17 protein-coding genes and 1 tRNA gene are annotated in these 16,204 nt (G+C 66.7%); 8 read left to right on the top strand and 10 right to left on the bottom strand.

Annotation, left to right across the window (positions count from 1 at the left end):
- Positions 1–46: 46 nt before the first annotated feature.
- From A7D16_RS15625 to A7D16_RS15600, 6 genes are all read right to left on the bottom strand, one after another.
- The gene (locus tag A7D16_RS15625; RefSeq protein WP_064634189.1) at positions 47–682 is read right to left on the bottom strand and encodes a 50S ribosomal protein L25/general stress protein Ctc; all 636 of its coding nucleotides are present in this window, start codon (positions 680–682) and stop codon (positions 47–49) included.
- A gap of 109 nt (positions 683–791) precedes the next feature.
- Positions 792–1,751, bottom strand: coding sequence for a ribose-phosphate diphosphokinase (locus A7D16_RS15620; RefSeq protein WP_010367308.1), 960 nt, complete (start codon positions 1,749–1,751; stop codon positions 792–794).
- A 167-nt stretch (positions 1,752–1,918) separates the two neighbouring features.
- Positions 1,919–1,995, bottom strand: a tRNA-Gln gene (locus A7D16_RS15615).
- 3 nt (positions 1,996–1,998) lie between these two features.
- Positions 1,999–2,886 (bottom strand): 4-(cytidine 5'-diphospho)-2-C-methyl-D-erythritol kinase, encoded by an 888-nt coding sequence (gene ispE / locus A7D16_RS15610; protein WP_064634188.1) that lies wholly within the window; start codon positions 2,884–2,886, stop codon positions 1,999–2,001.
- Positions 2,868–3,527 carry a lipoprotein insertase outer membrane protein LolB gene (gene lolB, locus A7D16_RS15605; RefSeq protein WP_064634187.1) on the bottom strand — a complete coding sequence of 220 codons (660 nt, stop codon included), beginning with the start codon at positions 3,525–3,527 and terminating at the stop codon, positions 2,868–2,870. Before lolB ends, ispE begins: the two co-directional genes overlap by 19 nt.
- Positions 3,524–5,212, bottom strand: coding sequence for a tetratricopeptide repeat protein (locus A7D16_RS15600; protein ID WP_064634186.1), 1,689 nt, complete (start codon positions 5,210–5,212; stop codon positions 3,524–3,526). Before A7D16_RS15600 ends, lolB begins: the two co-directional genes overlap by 4 nt.
- A 65-nt stretch (positions 5,213–5,277) precedes the next feature.
- On the opposite strand from A7D16_RS15600, the gene hemA reads away from it, so the two are divergent.
- From hemA to ppk2, 5 genes are all read left to right on the top strand, one after another.
- Positions 5,278–6,576: a glutamyl-tRNA reductase gene (gene hemA / locus A7D16_RS15595; RefSeq protein ID WP_064634185.1), complete on the top strand. Its 1,299-nt coding sequence runs from the start codon at positions 5,278–5,280 to the stop codon at positions 6,574–6,576.
- Complete coding sequence (gene prfA / locus A7D16_RS15590; protein WP_064634184.1) at positions 6,554–7,639, top strand: peptide chain release factor 1; 1,086 nt, start codon at positions 6,554–6,556, stop codon at positions 7,637–7,639. Before hemA ends, prfA begins: the two co-directional genes overlap by 23 nt.
- Positions 7,636–9,342 carry an O-linked N-acetylglucosamine transferase, SPINDLY family protein gene (locus A7D16_RS15585; protein WP_064634183.1) on the top strand — a complete coding sequence of 569 codons (1,707 nt, stop codon included), beginning with the start codon at positions 7,636–7,638 and terminating at the stop codon, positions 9,340–9,342. Before prfA ends, A7D16_RS15585 begins: the two co-directional genes overlap by 4 nt.
- Before the next feature lie 355 nt (positions 9,343–9,697).
- Positions 9,698–10,216 (top strand): molybdenum cofactor biosynthesis protein B, encoded by a 519-nt coding sequence (gene moaB, locus A7D16_RS15580; protein ID WP_064634182.1) that lies wholly within the window; start codon positions 9,698–9,700, stop codon positions 10,214–10,216.
- Between the two features lie 30 nt (positions 10,217–10,246).
- Positions 10,247–11,029: a polyphosphate kinase 2 gene (gene ppk2, locus A7D16_RS15575; protein WP_064634181.1), complete on the top strand. Its 783-nt coding sequence runs from the start codon at positions 10,247–10,249 to the stop codon at positions 11,027–11,029.
- On the opposite strand, the gene A7D16_RS15570 is transcribed toward ppk2, so the two are convergent.
- The 4 genes from A7D16_RS15570 to A7D16_RS15555 all read right to left on the bottom strand — a co-directional run bounded on the left by A7D16_RS15570 (position 11,011) and on the right by A7D16_RS15555 (position 14,477).
- Positions 11,011–12,240: a hypothetical protein gene (locus A7D16_RS15570; RefSeq protein WP_064634180.1), complete on the bottom strand. Its 1,230-nt coding sequence runs from the start codon at positions 12,238–12,240 to the stop codon at positions 11,011–11,013. The genes ppk2 and A7D16_RS15570 overlap by 19 nt on opposite strands.
- An 85-nt stretch (positions 12,241–12,325) precedes the next feature.
- Positions 12,326–12,592 carry an acylphosphatase gene (locus A7D16_RS15565; RefSeq protein ID WP_064634179.1) on the bottom strand — a complete coding sequence of 89 codons (267 nt, stop codon included), beginning with the start codon at positions 12,590–12,592 and terminating at the stop codon, positions 12,326–12,328.
- A complete protein-coding gene (locus tag A7D16_RS15560; protein WP_064634178.1) occupies positions 12,592–13,203 on the bottom strand; it encodes a TlpA family protein disulfide reductase in 612 nt (203 codons plus the stop codon). The genes A7D16_RS15565 and A7D16_RS15560 overlap by 1 nt, the downstream gene beginning before the upstream one ends.
- Positions 13,200–14,477: a YihY family inner membrane protein gene (locus tag A7D16_RS15555; protein WP_064634177.1), complete on the bottom strand. Its 1,278-nt coding sequence runs from the start codon at positions 14,475–14,477 to the stop codon at positions 13,200–13,202. The genes A7D16_RS15560 and A7D16_RS15555 overlap by 4 nt, the downstream gene beginning before the upstream one ends.
- A gap of 113 nt (positions 14,478–14,590) precedes the next feature.
- On the opposite strand from A7D16_RS15555, the gene wrbA reads away from it, so the two are divergent.
- The 3 genes from wrbA (at position 14,591) to A7D16_RS15540 (ending at position 16,200) form a co-directional block, all read left to right on the top strand.
- A complete protein-coding gene (wrbA, locus tag A7D16_RS15550; RefSeq protein ID WP_064634176.1) occupies positions 14,591–15,187 on the top strand; it encodes an NAD(P)H:quinone oxidoreductase in 597 nt (198 codons plus the stop codon).
- Complete coding sequence (locus A7D16_RS15545; RefSeq protein ID WP_064634175.1) at positions 15,184–15,528, top strand: DUF2069 domain-containing protein; 345 nt, start codon at positions 15,184–15,186, stop codon at positions 15,526–15,528. Before wrbA ends, A7D16_RS15545 begins: the two co-directional genes overlap by 4 nt.
- Positions 15,529–15,714: 186 nt before the next feature.
- Positions 15,715–16,200 (top strand): asparaginase domain-containing protein, encoded by a 486-nt coding sequence (locus A7D16_RS15540; RefSeq protein ID WP_039411242.1) that lies wholly within the window; start codon positions 15,715–15,717, stop codon positions 16,198–16,200.
- Positions 16,201–16,204: the final 4 nt, after the last annotated feature.

Raw genomic sequence — 16,204 nt, 5'->3', positions numbered from 1 at the left:
GTGGCCGTCGCCGATTCCCCGCCTATGCGAGGAATCGGCCAACGGATTACTTGGTCTCTGCGCCTTCGCTGCCTTCTTCGCCGGCAGCGTCTTCTTCTTCGATGCGCACGTGCTTGGCAGCAACCACTGCCACGTCGTGCTCCTTGCCCAGCTTCAGCTCCGGAATTTCAACACCGGCCGGCAGCTTGATCTCGGACAAGTGGATCACGTTGCCCACTTCCAGTTCGCCGAGGTCCACTTCGATGAACTCCGGCAGATCCTTCGGCAGGCAGACCACCTGAACTTCGTTGAGTTCGTGGGTGACGACCACTTCGCTGGACTTACCGGCCGGCGAGGTTGCTTCGTTGATGAAGTGCAGCGGCACGGCAGCACTGAGCTTCTCGTTGGCGCTGACGCGCTGGAAGTCGATGTGCATGATCAGCTGCTTGAACGGATGGCGCTGCATGTCACGCAGCAGCACCTGCTGCACGTCGCCATTGAGGTTCAGGTCCAGGATCGACGAGTAGAACCACTCGTTCTGCTGGGCGAGCCAGATCTGCTCGTGGTTGAGCTGGATGCTGACCGGCTCGAGTTCGCCACCGTACACGATGGCCGGAATGACGCCAGCGTGACGCAGGCGGCGGCTCGCACCCTTCCCCTCGTCAGCGCGGCGCTCGACCTTGATTTCATGAGTCTTTGCCATTGGATTTCACTACCTAGTTTAGAACACCGCCTCGCGGCGATGAAGCGTCTCACCCGCGACCAGGTGAGACGTGTGGCGGCGCCCGGGACTCCGGGCACCGAATGGGGCGTCAGTCGACGTAGAGCGAGCTGACCGATTCGCCGAAGGCGATACGGCGGATGGTCTCGGCCAGCAGTTCGGCCACGCTCAGCTGACGAATCTTGGCGCAGGTGCGCGCGGCTTCGTTCAACGGAATCGTGTCGGTGACCACCAGCTCGTCGAGCTGCGAATTGTTGATGTTGTCCACCGCCGGGCCGGACAGCACCGGGTGGGTGATGTAGGCCACGACCTTGAGCGCGCCGCGCTGCTTCAGCGCTGCGGCGGCGGCGCACAAGGTGCCGGCGGTGTCGACCAGATCGTCGACCAGCACGCAGGTCTTGCCCTGCACGTCGCCGATGATGTTCATCACGGTGGCGACGTTGGCGCGCGGACGGCGCTTGTCGATGATGGCCAGATCGGCATCGTCCAGGCGCTTGGCGACGGCGCGTGCACGCACCACGCCGCCCACGTCCGGCGACACCACGATCAGGTTATCGGTGCCGTAGGCGCGCCAGATGTCGGCCAGCAGCAGCGGCGAGGCGTAGACGTTGTCGACCGGCACATCGAAGAAACCCTGGATCTGGTCGGCGTGCAGGTCGACCGTCAACACGCGGTCGGCTTCCATCGCGCAGATCATCTTGGCGGCCACCTTGGCAGTGATCGGCACGCGCGAAGAACGCATGCGGCGATCCTGACGCGAATAACCGAAATACGGGATCACCGCGGTGACCGACTGGGCGCTGGCGCGCTTGAGCGCGTCGATCAGCACCAGCAGCTCCATCAGGTTTTCGGCGCTCGGCGCGCAGGTCGGCTGGATGACGAACACTTCCTGCCGGCGCACGCTTTCTTCGATCTCGACCTGCACTTCGCCATCGGAAAAGCGCGTGACCAACGCCTTGCCCATGCGAACGCCCAGTTCCTTGCAGATGCTCTGGGCAAGCGGCTTGTTGGCATTGCCGGAGAACACCAGCAGATTACGTTGGTCTTGCATGAGATCTCTCGGGGCGGCGGCGAAGAGCGTGCGGGTCGATGGTGGAGCAGGACAAAGCCGAACCAATGCCGGGCTTTTCGTTCAATTCCCGCGCAAGGATGCGCGAGATGTTGCAGAAGGATCTGCAGTTGAAACTCTTGCAGGTGGACCTGCCTTTCTCGACGAACTGGCAGGGGCGGTAGGATTCGAACCTACGAATGCCAGGATCAAAACCTGGTGCCTTGGGCCTCTTGGCGACGCCCCTGCATCAAAACTTCATCGCATCCAGTGCGTCGAGCAACGGCGAGTGCGCTGCACCCTCCACCACCCACGCCCGCAGGTTGCCCGGCAACCGCGCCAGCGCCTGCTCTGCAGCAGCGCGCGTGGCGAACTCGACGAAACACCCACTCCCCGACCCGGTCAGCCGCGCTGAACCGACCCTGGAAAGCGCCTGGAACACTGCCTCGACAGCGGGTTCGCGGCGCCGCAGAACCGGCTCGAACGCATTGTCGAGCAGAGAACCGGAAGCGAAGTCCGCTATTTTCGCGGGCGCAGCATCCCGCGTCAATTCCTGTGATCGAAATAACGCCGGTGTCGGCACGTGAACACCCGGATCGACCAGCAGATAGGCCGCTTCCGGCAGGGCGATCGGGGTCAATTGTTCGCCCACCCCTTCGGCCCAGGCATTGCGGCCACGCACGAACACCGGCACATCAGCACCCAACTGCAGACCCAATTCGGCCAGGGTATCGGTGGCCAGACCCAGGCCCCACAAGGCATCGAGCGCCACCAGCACGGTCGCCGCGTCCGAGGAACCGCCACCGAAGCCGCCGCCGGCCGGGATGCGCTTGTCGACCCGGATCTCTGCGCCCACCCGGGTGCCGGCTGCCGATTGCAGCAGGCGCGCGGCGCGGATCACCAGGTCATCGTCTTCGGCCACACCGGGCAAACTCTCGCCGATGCGCCGGATCTGGCCGTCGCTGCGCACACGAAGATGAATGGTGTCCCCCCAATCCAGCAGCCGGAACACGGTCTGCAACAGGTGGTAGCCATCGGCGCGGCGCCCGGTGATCTGCAGAAACAGGTTGAGCTTGGCCGGCGCTGGCCACGCCGACCAATCGCTCCCCGGCGTGTCCATCAGGGCGACACCGTCCACTGGTCGACCAGCAGGCGCACCTTGGCCTCGCCCTGACGGGCTTCGATCCGCTGCGGCAGCTCGGGCTGGCCGCCGCTGGCTGGCGTCCAGGCCAGGAATTCGATGGTCCAGCCGTCCTGCTGCACGGTGCGCGGGCGACCGGCGGCGTCCAGATCGACCCGTGCGGCACCGGCATTGGCATCGGCGATGCGCAGCGCGCGCACCCAGTCCGGCATCTGGTTGACCGGGATGGTCCAGCCGGTGGCCTCCAGCAACACCTGCTCGGCATCGGGGCCACTGCGCGGGCCGCCCTCCAGCCCTTCCAGCTGACCAGCGCCGCTGGTGGTGTCACCGGTAAGCACCCAGCTCTGCCGGGTGACCGGGGCGCTGAGTTGCACGCGGTAGCGCGGGCCGTCCTGCTGCCAGTCGATACGGCCACTGCCGCCATTGCGGTCCTTGCTGATCGCCACCCGGCCCTGGAACGACCAGTCGGGGTGCGCCTGCAGCCATTCTTGGCGCGCCGCTTCGGCCTGGCGGGCGCTGTCGGAGACCTGCTCGACCACCGCTGCGCCACCGCCCTGCCCGCGCGGCACGCTGACGCACGCCGACAGCCCGACCAGCACCAGCCCGCTCAGGGCCAGTGTTCGGATCGACCCGGTCATAGCCCGAACTTTTCCACGGCGCGCTGCAGCGCGCGGTTATCGGGATCGATGCGGCGCGCCTCGTCGAAATAGCGCCGAGCCTCGTCCTGCTTGCCGCTGACCCACAACACCTCGCCAACGTGCGCGGCGATTTCCGGGTCTTTGACCAAGGCCCAGGCGCGACGCAGCTGCACCAGGGCTTCCTTGGTGCGGCCCATGCGGTAGAGCGCCCAGCCATAGCTGTCGACAATGGCCGGGTTGTCCGGGTCGGCGGTGCGGGCGCGGTCGATCAGCGCCAGCGCCTCCTTGTAGCGGGTGGTGCGGTCGGCCAGGGTGTAGCCCAGCGCGTTCAGGGCCGCGACATTTTCCGGTTCGGCCACCAGGATCTTGCGCAGGTCGGCTTCGGCACGCGGCACATCGTCGCGCCGCTCCCAGGCCAGCCCGCGGGCGTACAGCAGCGCGCTGTCGTCCGGGTAAGCCGCCAGACCACGTTCGAACGCATCCAGCTCGCCCGGCGCATCCTCGGCGCGCTGATGCAGCTCGGCTTCGAGCACGTAGGCGTCGCGGCGGGCGTCGTCATCGGCACTGGCATCGCCCTGCAAGGCCCGCGCCTCGGCAAGCGCTTCGGGCTTGCGGCCCAGTTCGTACAGCGCGCTGGCGGCGCGTAGCCGCGCCTCGCTGAGCTGCGGGCCACCCGGCACGCCGCGATACCACTCCACCGCCTCGTCGTAACGCTTGAGGAACTCGGCGATCTTGCCCAGCAGCAGGCGGCGGTCCGGGTCGGGCTTGGTGGCGTTGCTCTTGAGCTCGGCGTACAGCGCTTCCAGCGCACTGCGGTCTTTTTCCTTGGCCAGCATCGAGGCACGCAAGCCGTAGGTCGGGGTGTCCTGCGGCCCGGTCGAGAGCACGCGCGCGGCGGCCTCGGTCTGGCCCATGGCGTCATAGGCGAAGGCCAGCGCGCCACGCAACTCGGAGTCTTTGACTGCCTGCGGCTCGACGTTCTTCAGCAGCGCCAGCGCCTCGTCGCTCTTACCCTCCTGCTGCAGCTGGGTGGCGTGCAGCAAGGCCACACGCGGTTCTTCGGGGAAGCGGCGCACTACTTCGTCGACGATGCGCTTGGCCAGCGCCGGGCGCTCCATGCGCAGCGCGAGGCGGCCGAATTCCTGCCAGACTTCGATCTGATTGGGAATGGCGCCGGCCTTGACCAGGTCTTCGAGCACGTCGGCCGAGGCTTCCGGCTCGCGGCCGCCGTTGGCCAGGGCGATCAACGCAAAGCGCCAGCCGCGCGGGTCGGGCTCCTTGAGCAGGCCGAGCAAATCGCGGCGGGCGGTGCGCAGGTCGTTGCGGCGCAAGGCCAGCGAGGCCTCGGTACTGCGCATGGACATCGACGAGGGCGCGCGCGCACGCCACAGCGCCAGCGCTTCGATCGCGCGCGGGTCGTCGTTGGCCAGCATGGCGATGCGGGCCGCGCGCTCGGCCAGCCCGGCGTCGCCGGCTTCGGCCTTGGCGGCGTCCAGATAGGCGCGGGCGGCATCGTCCAATTGCCCGGCCTGCAAGGCAAACTCGCCAGCAAGCACAGGTTCCAGCGAGGTCGTGCCGGCAGCCTTGGCAGGCGGCGCGGGCGGTGCTTTCTTGGGTGCTGCGGTGGCACTGGCGGAGACTGCTACCAGCAAAAGAACACACAGGATGCGAATCGGTACAGGCATCGGGGGCAACCGGGCCGTAAAATGGGGCCCTGAATGGCCGCCAGCTTATCGCAAGCAACTGAACAATGACGTTGTGGGTGCTCGGACTGAATCACCAGACCGCACCTGTGGACCTGCGCGAACGCGCGGCGTTCGCAGGTGATGCGCTGCCGCGCGCGCTCGAATCGTTGCGCGCGCTGCCGCAGGTAAGCGAGGCCGCGCTGCTGTCCACCTGCAACCGCACCGAGTTGTATGCGATGGCCGACGACGCGAAGGCGCTGGCAGGCTGGCTGGACGCGCATGCGCCGGGACTGAGTGGCTATCTGTACCAGCATCAGGATGCCGACGCGGTGCGTCACCTGTTCCGCGTCGCCACCGGGCTGGATTCGATGGTGCTGGGAGAGCCGCAGATTCTGGGCCAGGTGAAGGACGCCTGGGCGGTGGCGCGCGCGCATGGTGCGCTGGGCAGCGGGCTGGACCGGTTATTCCAGCAGACCTTCTCGGTGGCCAAGCGCGCGCGGACCGACACCCGGGTCGGCGCCAATCCGATCTCGGTCGCCTCCACCGCGGTGCGGCTGGCGCAGGAATCCTTCGCACGGCTCAACGAATCCACGGTCTTGCTGATCGGCGCCGGCGAGACCATCGAGCTGGCTGCCAAGCATCTGAGCGAAGGTCGCGTGCGGCGACTGTTGATCGCCAACCGCACCCTCGCCCACGCACAGACGCTGGCCAGCCAGCACGGCGGCTACGCGTTGCCGCTGAGCGATCTGGAACGGCACCTGGCCGAGGCCGATGTGGTGTTTTCGGCCACCGCTGCGCGCGAGCCGCTGGTGACCCGCGTGCAGGTGGAACAGGCCTTGCGCGCGCGCAAACGCAAACCGATGCTGCTGTTCGACCTGGCGGTGCCACGCGATATCGAGGCCTCGGTGGCCGAGTTGAGCGATGCCTACCTGTACACGGTGGACGATCTGGAACGCGCGGTCGAAGACAACCGCCGCGGCCGACGCGAAGCCGCCGACCAGGCCGAAGCCATCATCGACCTGCAGGTGGCGCGCTATGTGGAAACCCTGCAGGCCAACGCGCGCCAGGCACCGCTCAAGCGGCTGCGCGCCTTCGGCGACACCACCCGCGACGAGCTGTTGGCCAAGGCACGCCAGCAGTTGCACAACGGCAAACCGGCCGACGAAGTGCTGGAGCAGCTGGCGCATGCGCTGACCAACCGCTTGCTGCACCCGCCCACCGCCGCGCTGCGCGATGCCGCGCTCACCAACGACCTGGAATTGACCAACGCAGCCGACCGGCTGTTTCCGGAAAAACCGGGTTATCAACATCCCCCTGTAGCTACCCCGATCGTGAGGACTGATGACGCCGACCCTGCGCCGTAAGCTCGAAGCGCTGGCCGAGCGCCGCGAAGAACTGCAGCACCTGCTCTCGGACCCCGACGTGGTCAACAACAACGACAAGTTCCGCAGCTTGTCGCGCGAACTGTCGCAGCTGGAGCCGGTGGCCGTGGCACTGGAAGACGAAGCACGTGCCAAGGCAGATCTGAGCGCGGCCGAAGCCATGCGCAACGACCCGGAAATGCGCGAGCTGGCCGACGAGGAAATCGCTGCCGCGCAGGCGCGCCTGGAAGAGCTGGATGCGCAGCTGGCCTTGCTGCTGGTACCGCGCGACCCGCGCGACGAGTGCAACCTGTTCCTGGAAGTGCGCGCCGGCACCGGCGGCGACGAAGCGGCGATCTTCGCCGGCGACCTGTTCCGCATGTACGCACGCTACGCCGAGCGCCAGGGCTGGAAAGTGGAAATCGAATCCGACAGCCCCGGCGAACACGGCGGCTACAAGGAAGTGGTGGCGCGCGTGGTCGGGCGCGGTGCGTATTCGCGCCTGAAGTTCGAATCCGGCACCCATCGCGTGCAACGCGTGCCGGCGACCGAATCGCAGGGCCGTATCCATACCTCGGCCGCGACGGTGGCGATCATTCCGGAAGCCGATGATGTGGAAGAGATCGTCATCAATCCGGCCGATCTGAAAGTGGATACGTTTCGTTCCTCCGGCGCCGGCGGCCAGCACGTCAACAAGACCGAATCGGCAATCCGCATCACCCATGTGCCCAGCGGCGTGGTGGTGGAATGCCAGACCGAGCGCAGCCAGCACGCCAATCGCGACAAGGCGATGAAGCGGCTGAAAGCGCAACTGGTGGAAGCCGAGCGCAGCAAGGCCGCAGCTGCCGAAGCGCAGACGCGCAAATTGCAGGTTGGCAGTGGCGATCGTAGCCAGCGCATCCGCACCTATAGTTTTCCGCAAGGCCGCATCACCGATCATCGCGTCGAAGGGCTGACCTTGTACGACCTGCCCAACATCATCGAAGGCGATCTGGACGCATTGATCGCGCGGCTGCTGCACGAGCATCAGGCCGACGAACTGGCACGGTTGAGCGAGAGCCCGTGAATGCGCAGGTCCCGCGCGAGCTGCTGCAGCTGCGCGAGGCGGTACGACGCCAGCCCGGCGATTTCGTCGCCTGGTTGATGCTGGCCGATGCCGAGCTGGGCATGGGCGCAACCGCTGCCGGCGAGGCAGCCGTGCAGCGCGCGCTGGTGCTGCACCCGGGCCATCCCGAAGCGGTGGCGCGGCTGGGCCGGGTGCGCTGGGCGCAGCAACGCCATGCAGAAGCCGCCACCTTGCTGAGGCAGGCCTCGGACCTGGTGCCGCAGCATCCGGGTATTGCGCTGTGGCTTGGGCATGCATTGGAAGATGCCGGCCAACCGGAGCAGGCGGCGGCCGCCTATACGCGTGCGCATCAGCTGTTGCCCGACGAGCCCTATATCACCGCGCAATTGCTCAATTGGCGACGTCGCCTGTGCGATTGGCGCGAACTGGAATCGCTGGCTGCGCAAGTCCGTACCGCCGTGGCGCGGGGCGAGGCGGCAGTGGAGCCGTTCGCGTTTCTGAGCGAAGACGCCAGCGCGGCCGAGCAACTGGCGTGCGCCCGCACCCGTGCGCAGGCGATTGCCTGGTCTGTGCGCCCGCTACCAGCGGCGACGGTACGCAGCCGCGGCGCACTACGGCTCGGCTTCGTTTCCAATGGCTTTGGCGCGCACCCCACCGGCTTGCTGACCGTGGCCTTGTTCGAAGCGCTGCAGCGACGTCAGCCGGACATGCAGGCGCACCTGTTCGCGACCAGCCATGACGATGGCAGCGAGATCCGTGAGCGCCTGGCGCAGGCGACGCGCCTGCACGACGTCACCGCACTGGGACACCTGGCGACCGCACAACACATCCGCGAGCAGGGCATCGATCTGTTGTTCGATCTGCGCGGCTGGGGCGGTGGCGGACGTCCGGAAGTGTTCGCGCTGCGGCCCGCACCGGTGCAGCTCAATTGGCTAGCGTATCCGGGCACCTCGGGTGCGCCTTGGATGGACTATGTCCTGGGCGATGCAGTTGCCTTGCCGCCGTCGCTGGAGCCGTTTTACAGCGAACAGGTGCTGCGCCTGCCGCGCGTGTTTCAACCGTCTGACACCAGGCGCACGGTTGCCGAACCGCCACCGCGTGCGGAGTGCGGCTTGCCCGAGCAGGGTATGGTGCTGTGCTGCTTCAACAACACTTACAAGCTCAATCCACGCAGCATGGCGCGCATGCTGGCGGTGTTGCGCGCGGTGCAGGACAGCGTGCTGTGGCTACTGTCCGGCCCGGGCCAGGCCGATGCACGATTGCGCGCGGTGGCGCAGGCGCAGGGCGTGGATCCGCAGCGCCTGGTGTTCATGCCCAAGTTGCCGCATCCGCAGTATCTGGCGCGCTATCTGCATGCGGATCTGTTTCTGGACACGCATCCCTACAACGCGCACACCACGGCCTCCGATGCGTTATGGGCGGGCTGCCCGGTATTGACCACGCCGGGGGAGACGTTTGCGGCGCGCGTGGCTGGCAGCCTGAATCGGCATCTGGGGCTGGATGAGATGAATGTTGCCGATGACGCTGCGTTTGTCGCCAAAGCAATCGCGTTGGTCAGCGACGCGGAGGCCTTGCGTGGCGTGCGCGCCCGATTGGCGGAACAACGCCTGCGCAGTGGCGTTTTCGATATGGACGGGTTTGCCGATGATCTGGCCGCGCTGCTGCGTGGCATTGCGCAGCGCAGTGGGTGGCTGGGGGTTTAGCGGTTGGTGTCGGAGGTTAGTTGTTGGAGGTTGCGAGCTGGCCCTCGCTACCGTGTGCGAGCGTGAGATGGTATCGCTGGAGGCGTTGCCGAGAGCTACGTATAAGTACGGATGCTCTATTGCCTTCTCCCATCGGGACATTGTCCCCCTCCATGGGGGGGAGAAGGTGGCGCGTAGCGACGGATGAGAGTGCGACTACTGCAATATTCCCGGCCACCGTACCCTCGCCCCAACCCCGCTCCCGGCGGGAGAGGGGCTCAGAGCAATGCGTCGGCTCACGCCGGTAGTTGGGCGCTACATGCCACTTCACACCACAACGCTGTACCCGGCCGTCCAGGCTCGCTAGGCTGCGCGCATGCCTTCCAATCTCGATTTCATACCCCTGCGCCTGTGCGTGCTGACCGTGTCCGACAGCCGCACCCTGGCCGATGACCGCTCCGGCGATTACCTGGCCGATGCCCTCACCCGCGAAGGCCACGTGCTGCACGAACGTGCGCTGTGCCCGGACGACCGTTACCGCATGCGCGCGATCGTGTCCGGCTGGATCGCCGATGCACAGGTCGACGGCATCCTGATCACCGGCGGCACCGGTTTTACGGGCCGCGACAGCACACCGGAGGCGATCACCCCGCTGCTGGACAAGGTCATGCCTGGCTTCGGCGAGATGTTCCGCGCGATCAGCGTGGCAGAAATCGGCACTTCCTCGCTGCAATCGCGCGCATTCGCCGGGCTTGCCAATCACAGCTTCGTGTTCTGCCTGCCCGGCTCCACCTCGGCCTGCCGCACGGCGTGGGAAAAGATCGTGCGCGCGCAGCTGGATGCGCGCACCAAGCCCTGCAATCTGGCGACATTGCGTCCACGCCTGGGCGAATAGCCTGCGTTTTCTATCGCTGTGGGAACGCGCATGTCGCACCTGAAACGCAAGGCCTACAAAAAGTTGCTGGCGCCGCTGCAATTAGAGCTGGTCGACATGGCGCGCTGGCTGCGTTACACCAACCAGCGTGCCCTGGTGCTGGTGGAAGGCCGCGATACTGCCGGCAAGGGCGGTGTGATCCAGGCCATCGCCAGCCATCTCAACCCGCGCCAGTGCCGCGTGGTGGCGCTGCCCAAACCCAACGACCGCGAAAGCACGCAGTGGTATTTCCAGCGTTACGTGACGCATCTGCCGGCGGCCGGCGAATTGGTGCTGATGGACCGTAGTTGGTACAACCGCGCCGGCGTCGAGCGCGTGATGGACTATTGCACCGACGCGCAATACACCGCGTTTCTGCAGCAGACACCGCAGTTTGAACAGATGCTGGTCGACGACGGCATCCTGTTGTTCAAGTACTGGTTGTGCGTGGACCAGGCCGAGCAGGAAAAGCGCTTTGCCGAACGCCGCGAGGACCCGCTGAAGGGCTGGAAGCTGTCGCCGGTGGACCTGCAGTCACGCGCCAAATACGACGATTACACCGCCGCCCGCGAACGCATGCTGGAAGCGACGCATACGCCCGATGCACCGTGGACGCTGGTCGATTTCAACGACCAGAAACGTGGCCGCCTGAGCCTGATCCGCGATCTGTTGCACCGGCTGCCGGACACCGCGGTGCCCGACGACATGGTGCAGCTGCCACCCTTGCCAGGCAAGCCGCACAAGGAACGCTACAGCGTGCTGGAACCCATCGACGATTACGCCGGCCAGTCCTGAGAGACTTCGTCGCTGGCCGCAGTGGCACGCGGCAACGGATTCAGGCCGGCCTGACGTTCGGCCTGCTCGGCCTGCAGCACCAACTGGCTCAGGCGCTGACTGAACAACTGCATGAAACCGCGATGCAGCGGGCGCATCGCTTCCATGTAGTCCACGTCGTCGGCCTGCGCGCCGAGCGGGCTGCACGAGGACAGCAGCACTTCGTCCAGACGCAGCGCGCTGTCGGGCAGGCGCACCAGGGCGGCGCGGCGGAGCCAGTCGCGCATGCCTTCGCGGTATTCGGCAGCCAGGATGTAGGCCACTTCGACCTGGTCCAGGTCCACATCCGGGTTCCATGCCAGCACCTGGATCACCTGCGAACGCTCATCCAGCACGCGGCCTTCGGCCACCAGCGCGTGCAGCTGTTGCAGCAAGCGCCATTGCACGCCGGCGGCTTCGCGCTGGGCGGTCGGCATCGCTTCGATGGCCAGCGCCAGACGCCGTGCAAACAACGCCGGCACTTCGGACAGCACGATCGGGCCAGCATCGGCGCCGAGCAGAAAACGTTCGGTGCGCAGCGCGGCGGTGTCGGGCAGGTAGCCGTCCTGCAGCGGACGCATCACGCCGTGGTCGAGCAGCGACAGCACCACGTCCAGCCAGTAACGGCGTTCCTGCTGCAGCGTGCGGTTGGCGGCGGCGTTCTGCCAGGCCTGGCGCACATCATCGAGGCGGACGATGCAGGACTGCGCGTCCAGCCCGTCCCACGGCGCGCGGGTGGCGTCGTTGGGGTCGAAGGTTTCGGCGCTGAGCATGCCGCCACCAAAGCGATGCCAAGCTGCACCGCGCTGGGCCCCGGCCGGGTCCGGTCTGTGGGTAACAACCGCCGCTGCGGTGGCCGGGCGCAGCAGTGCGGCATAGGCATCGGTCCACGAATCAGGCAGACGCGCCGACAGCGGGTAGCTTGCCGAAGGCTGAGCCAGTCCCTGGCGCGCCAGCCGCAGGCTCCATACCACCGCACCGATCACGATTCCGCCGAAGGTCCACGCCAGCAACCAGCTGGTGGCCGCCTGTTCGGGCTGCAGCACGCGGGTATGCGGTTGCAGAAACAGCAGCCAGCCGCTGCCCAGCAGGACACCGAGATACAGCCACGGCGCCAGCTGCGCCACATGGCGGTTGCGGCGATGCGCGGGCAGGTCGTGCCCGTCGTTGCGATCTTGAGATGGAGCGGCCATTACATTCCCCGTGCACGCCTGATCGCGTTGACAAGGTTATCGGCGAGGCAATCCAACTCTGTTGCCCTGCTTCAGTGGCGCACGCTCAACCAGTTACAAAGTCTTCAGTCGCCGGAACTGCGCAAGGCGTGCGCGTCACGGAGGCGACGATGGCCGCTGGCGGGCCTTGCTGCAGCCATGCCTGCAATGCGTCCAGGGCTGCTTCGCTGCCGGCGGCGACCACTTCCACGCTGCCGTCCGCCTGATTGCGCGCATGCCCGACCAGGCCGAGCGCAACGGCGCGTTCGCGGGTGGAGGCGCGATACCACACGCCCTGCACCACGCCGCTGACGAGAAAGCGCGCCGCCTGCATCAGCCGGCCTTGCCGGTGATGCCGACCGCGGTTTCGATATCGCGCGCAGTCACCGGGCCGAGAAATTGCTTGGCGACCTTGCCGTCCGGGCCGATCAGGTAGGTCATCGGCAGGCCGCGCGGGGTGGCGAAGTCCTGTGGCGGCTGGTACGGGTCGAGGATTGCGATCGGGTACGAGACCGGGTGGTCCTTCAGGAACGACTGCATGTCCGCGCTGGTGATGTCTTCATAGGCCAGCCCCACCACTTCGATGGTGTCGCGCATGGTGTGCAGCGCCGACAACTCGGGCATTTCCTTCAGACACGGGGCGCACCAGGTGGCCCAGAAATTCACCACCACCCATTTGCCGCGGTGCGCCGCAAGGTCGTAGGTCTCGCCGGTCACGGTCGGCAGCGAGAGCTTGGGCATTTCGGCGGTCTGCTGCACCACCGCGCTGTTGGGCGTTGCGGCCGGGTCGGCAGCTGCGGCCGGCGCAGTCGGCGTCTGGGGGGCGCTGGCAGGCACGGCGCCAGTGCCGGTGGAGGGTGTGCCCTCGCTGGCGGGTTTGCAGGCGGTCAGCAGCAACAACGGCAACAGCAGCGCACAGGCGCCGCGCACAAGACGCACGGTCATGGAGGATCTCCGGGAAGGTGGGTGTAGAGGTCGCCGACCGGTTGCGCCAGCACGCTGCGCAACGGTTGGCGCAGCTGTTCCAGCGCCGCGGCGGCGGCCTGACCGAATGCATCGTCGCGACATGGCAACGGGCGGTCTTCGATCGGTATGCGCAGCTGGCAGTTTTCGTAGAGCTCGGCCAGCGTCACCACGTCCAGATCGCGTGCCAGCAGCCATTGGCCGCGCTCGTCGCGCCGCAGCAGGCGAATGCGCTTGAGTTCGCACAGTAGCTCCTGCATCAAGGTGTCGGTGAGCATCGGCTCCAGCGCAAGAATGCGGTCTTCGTCCAGCCCGTTGCCGTGGATGCGCGCCTGCCGGAAACGCCCCAGCAGGCGCAGCAGGCCGTAGATTTCGAAGCCCGGCGGCAATCGCATCGCCTTGGGCTGGTAACGGAACGCGGACATCGACGAGGCCAGCGAGGCGCCCAGCAGCACCGACACCCAGCTCAGATAGATCCACAACAACAGGATCGGCAATGCCGACAGCGCGCCGTAGATGCGCTGATAGGTCTGGAAATTGCCCAGATAGAAGCCAAACCCCCACTTGACGATTTCCATCAGGATCACCGCCAGCAGCGCGCCCGGCAGTGCATGCCGCAGCCGCACCACATGCTGCGGCACCACGCGGTAGATCAGCACGATGCAGACGAACTCCACCGCCATCGGCGCCAGCCGCCAGGCGAATTCGGCCAGCCATTGGCCCTCGGTTGTGCGGAACAGCGGTAGCGCGAACACGTAGGCGGCCATCGCCATCGAGGCAGCAGCCAGCATCGTGCCCAGCGTCAGCACCGTCCAATAGATCAGGAATCGTGTCACCTTGGGCCGCGCGGCGGCGACCCGCCAGATGCTGTTGAAGGTCTGTTCGATGCTGTGCAGGGTGATCAGCAGCGAAGCCACCAGCGCGACCATACCGGCCACGGTGAACTTGCCCAGGTCTTCCAGCGAACGGTTGAGGTAGTTCTGCACCGAGCGCGCGGCACCGGGCACGAAATTATTGAAGATGAAGTCGGTGAGCGCGTCCTTCCACTCGTTGAAGGCCGGAAACGCCGACAACACACCGAACACCACGATGGCCAGCGGCACCAGCGCAAATACCGTGGTGTAGGCCAGCGAGGCGGCCGCCTGAAACAGCCGGTCATCGAGGAAGCGGCGCCACAGAAAGCGCCCGAAGCTCACCGTCCGCGCGCGGTCGCGCAGACGTTCTTTCCATTGGTGGAGTTTGTTCACACGCGACATTGCGCAAGGGTACCCGATGCGCCGTCATCGCGGCCTTGTCGCACCTGCGACGTGCAGCAAGCCGGCCGCTTGGCCGATACTGCGGCAACTCACACACAGACGGTAGATGCGCGATGGCGGAGATTCTGGTGCTGTATTACAGCCGTGGCGGCTCGGTGGCGCGGCTGGCGCGGCAGATCGCGCGCGGCATCGGCGAAGTTCCCGGCATGAGCGCGCGGCTGCGCACGGTGCCGCCGGTCGCCGCGGTCACCCAGACCAGTGCCCCGCCGGTGCCGGACGAAGGCGCGCCCTACGTGGACCGTGCCGATCTGGCCGACTGCAGCGGCCTGGTGCTGGGCAGCCCCACCCGCTTCGGCAACATGGCCGCACCGATGAAGCACTTTCTCGACAGCCTGGGCGCCGAATGGGCCAGCGGTACCCTGGCCGGCAAACCGGCAGGCGTGTTCACCTCCACCGCCTCGATGCATGGCGGGCAGGAATCCACGCTGTTGTCCATGCACCTGCCGTTGCTGCATCACGGCTGCCTGATCGTGGGCATCCCGTTCACTGAAGCCGCGCTCAGCCACACCACCAGCGGCGGTACGCCGTATGGCGCCAGCCATGTGTCCGGCGCCGGTGGCGACCCGCAACCCAGCGAGGACGAAACGCTGCTGGCGCGCGCGTTGGGCCGCCGGGTGGCCGATGTTGCGCGGCGGCTGGCAACCCCGTGAGCGTGCGCGCCATGCACTGGCTGCTGAGTGCGGCGCTGCTGGCGCTGGCGGCGTTGTTCGCGGTCTGGTTCCACGACGACCCGCGCCCGCTCGCCGCGCTCATCGTGTTCGTACTGCCGGCCGCGCTGACCGGCGTACTGGCGGTGCGCAGCGCGCGTGCGCGCTTCTGGGCCGGCGTGTTTGCGCTGGGCTGGTTCAGCCACGGCGTCATGGCCGCCTGGAGCCAGCCGCAGGCACGCGCACTGGCATGGCTGGAACTGCTGCTTGCGCTGGCGGTCGTGGGCCTGGTGGGTGGCCCCGGCATGGCCGCGCGCTTCGGCGGCAAGCGCAAGGCACGCTGACCGGCCACCGTCCAGCCGCAGGCCCTCTGCGCCGCGGCGCGCTCCGCCGATCGCCACGCGTAAGCGCACGTTTTCGACATCCCTGCTGCTTGCCGCAGGGTCTGCGCTGCCAGCATCTTGGGTGGGCAGTATCATGGCGGCCCCGCGCGCGGCCTGCACCGCGTTGGCCCTACAGGATTGGCAGCAATGGAAGACCTTCTGATCGTCACCACCGGTGGCACGATCGACAAGATCTACTTCGACGATAAATCCGATTACCAGATCGGCGACCCGCAGATCGGCCAGATTCTCAAGGAACTGGGCGTGACCTTCCGCTTTTCGGTGATTCCGATCATCCGCAAGGATTCGCTGCACATCACCGAGGCCGACCGCGAACTGATCCGCGCCACCATCGCCGCCCAGCCGACCCGCCACGTGCTGATCACCCACGGCACCGATTCGATGGTGGAAACCGGCAAGGTGCTGCAGACGATCGCCGACAAGACCATCGTGATGACCGGTGCGTTGAACCCGGCGCGCTTCCGCGGCTCGGACGCGGAATTCAATATCGGTTGCGCGGTCGGCGCAGTGCAGTCGCTGCCGGCTGGCGTCTACATCGCCATGAACGGCCGCATCTGGAATCCGGAAAAGGTGCGCAAGAACGTGGCCGCCAACCGTTTCGAATCGATCTGACACG

Origin of the sequence: Xanthomonas nasturtii, from assembly GCF_001660815.1 — a bacterium.
Taxonomy (GTDB): Bacteria; Pseudomonadota; Gammaproteobacteria; order Xanthomonadales; family Xanthomonadaceae; genus Xanthomonas; species Xanthomonas nasturtii.
The sequence above is the reverse complement of the archived record's forward strand: the minus strand, read 5'-3'. Positions and strand labels throughout refer to the sequence as shown.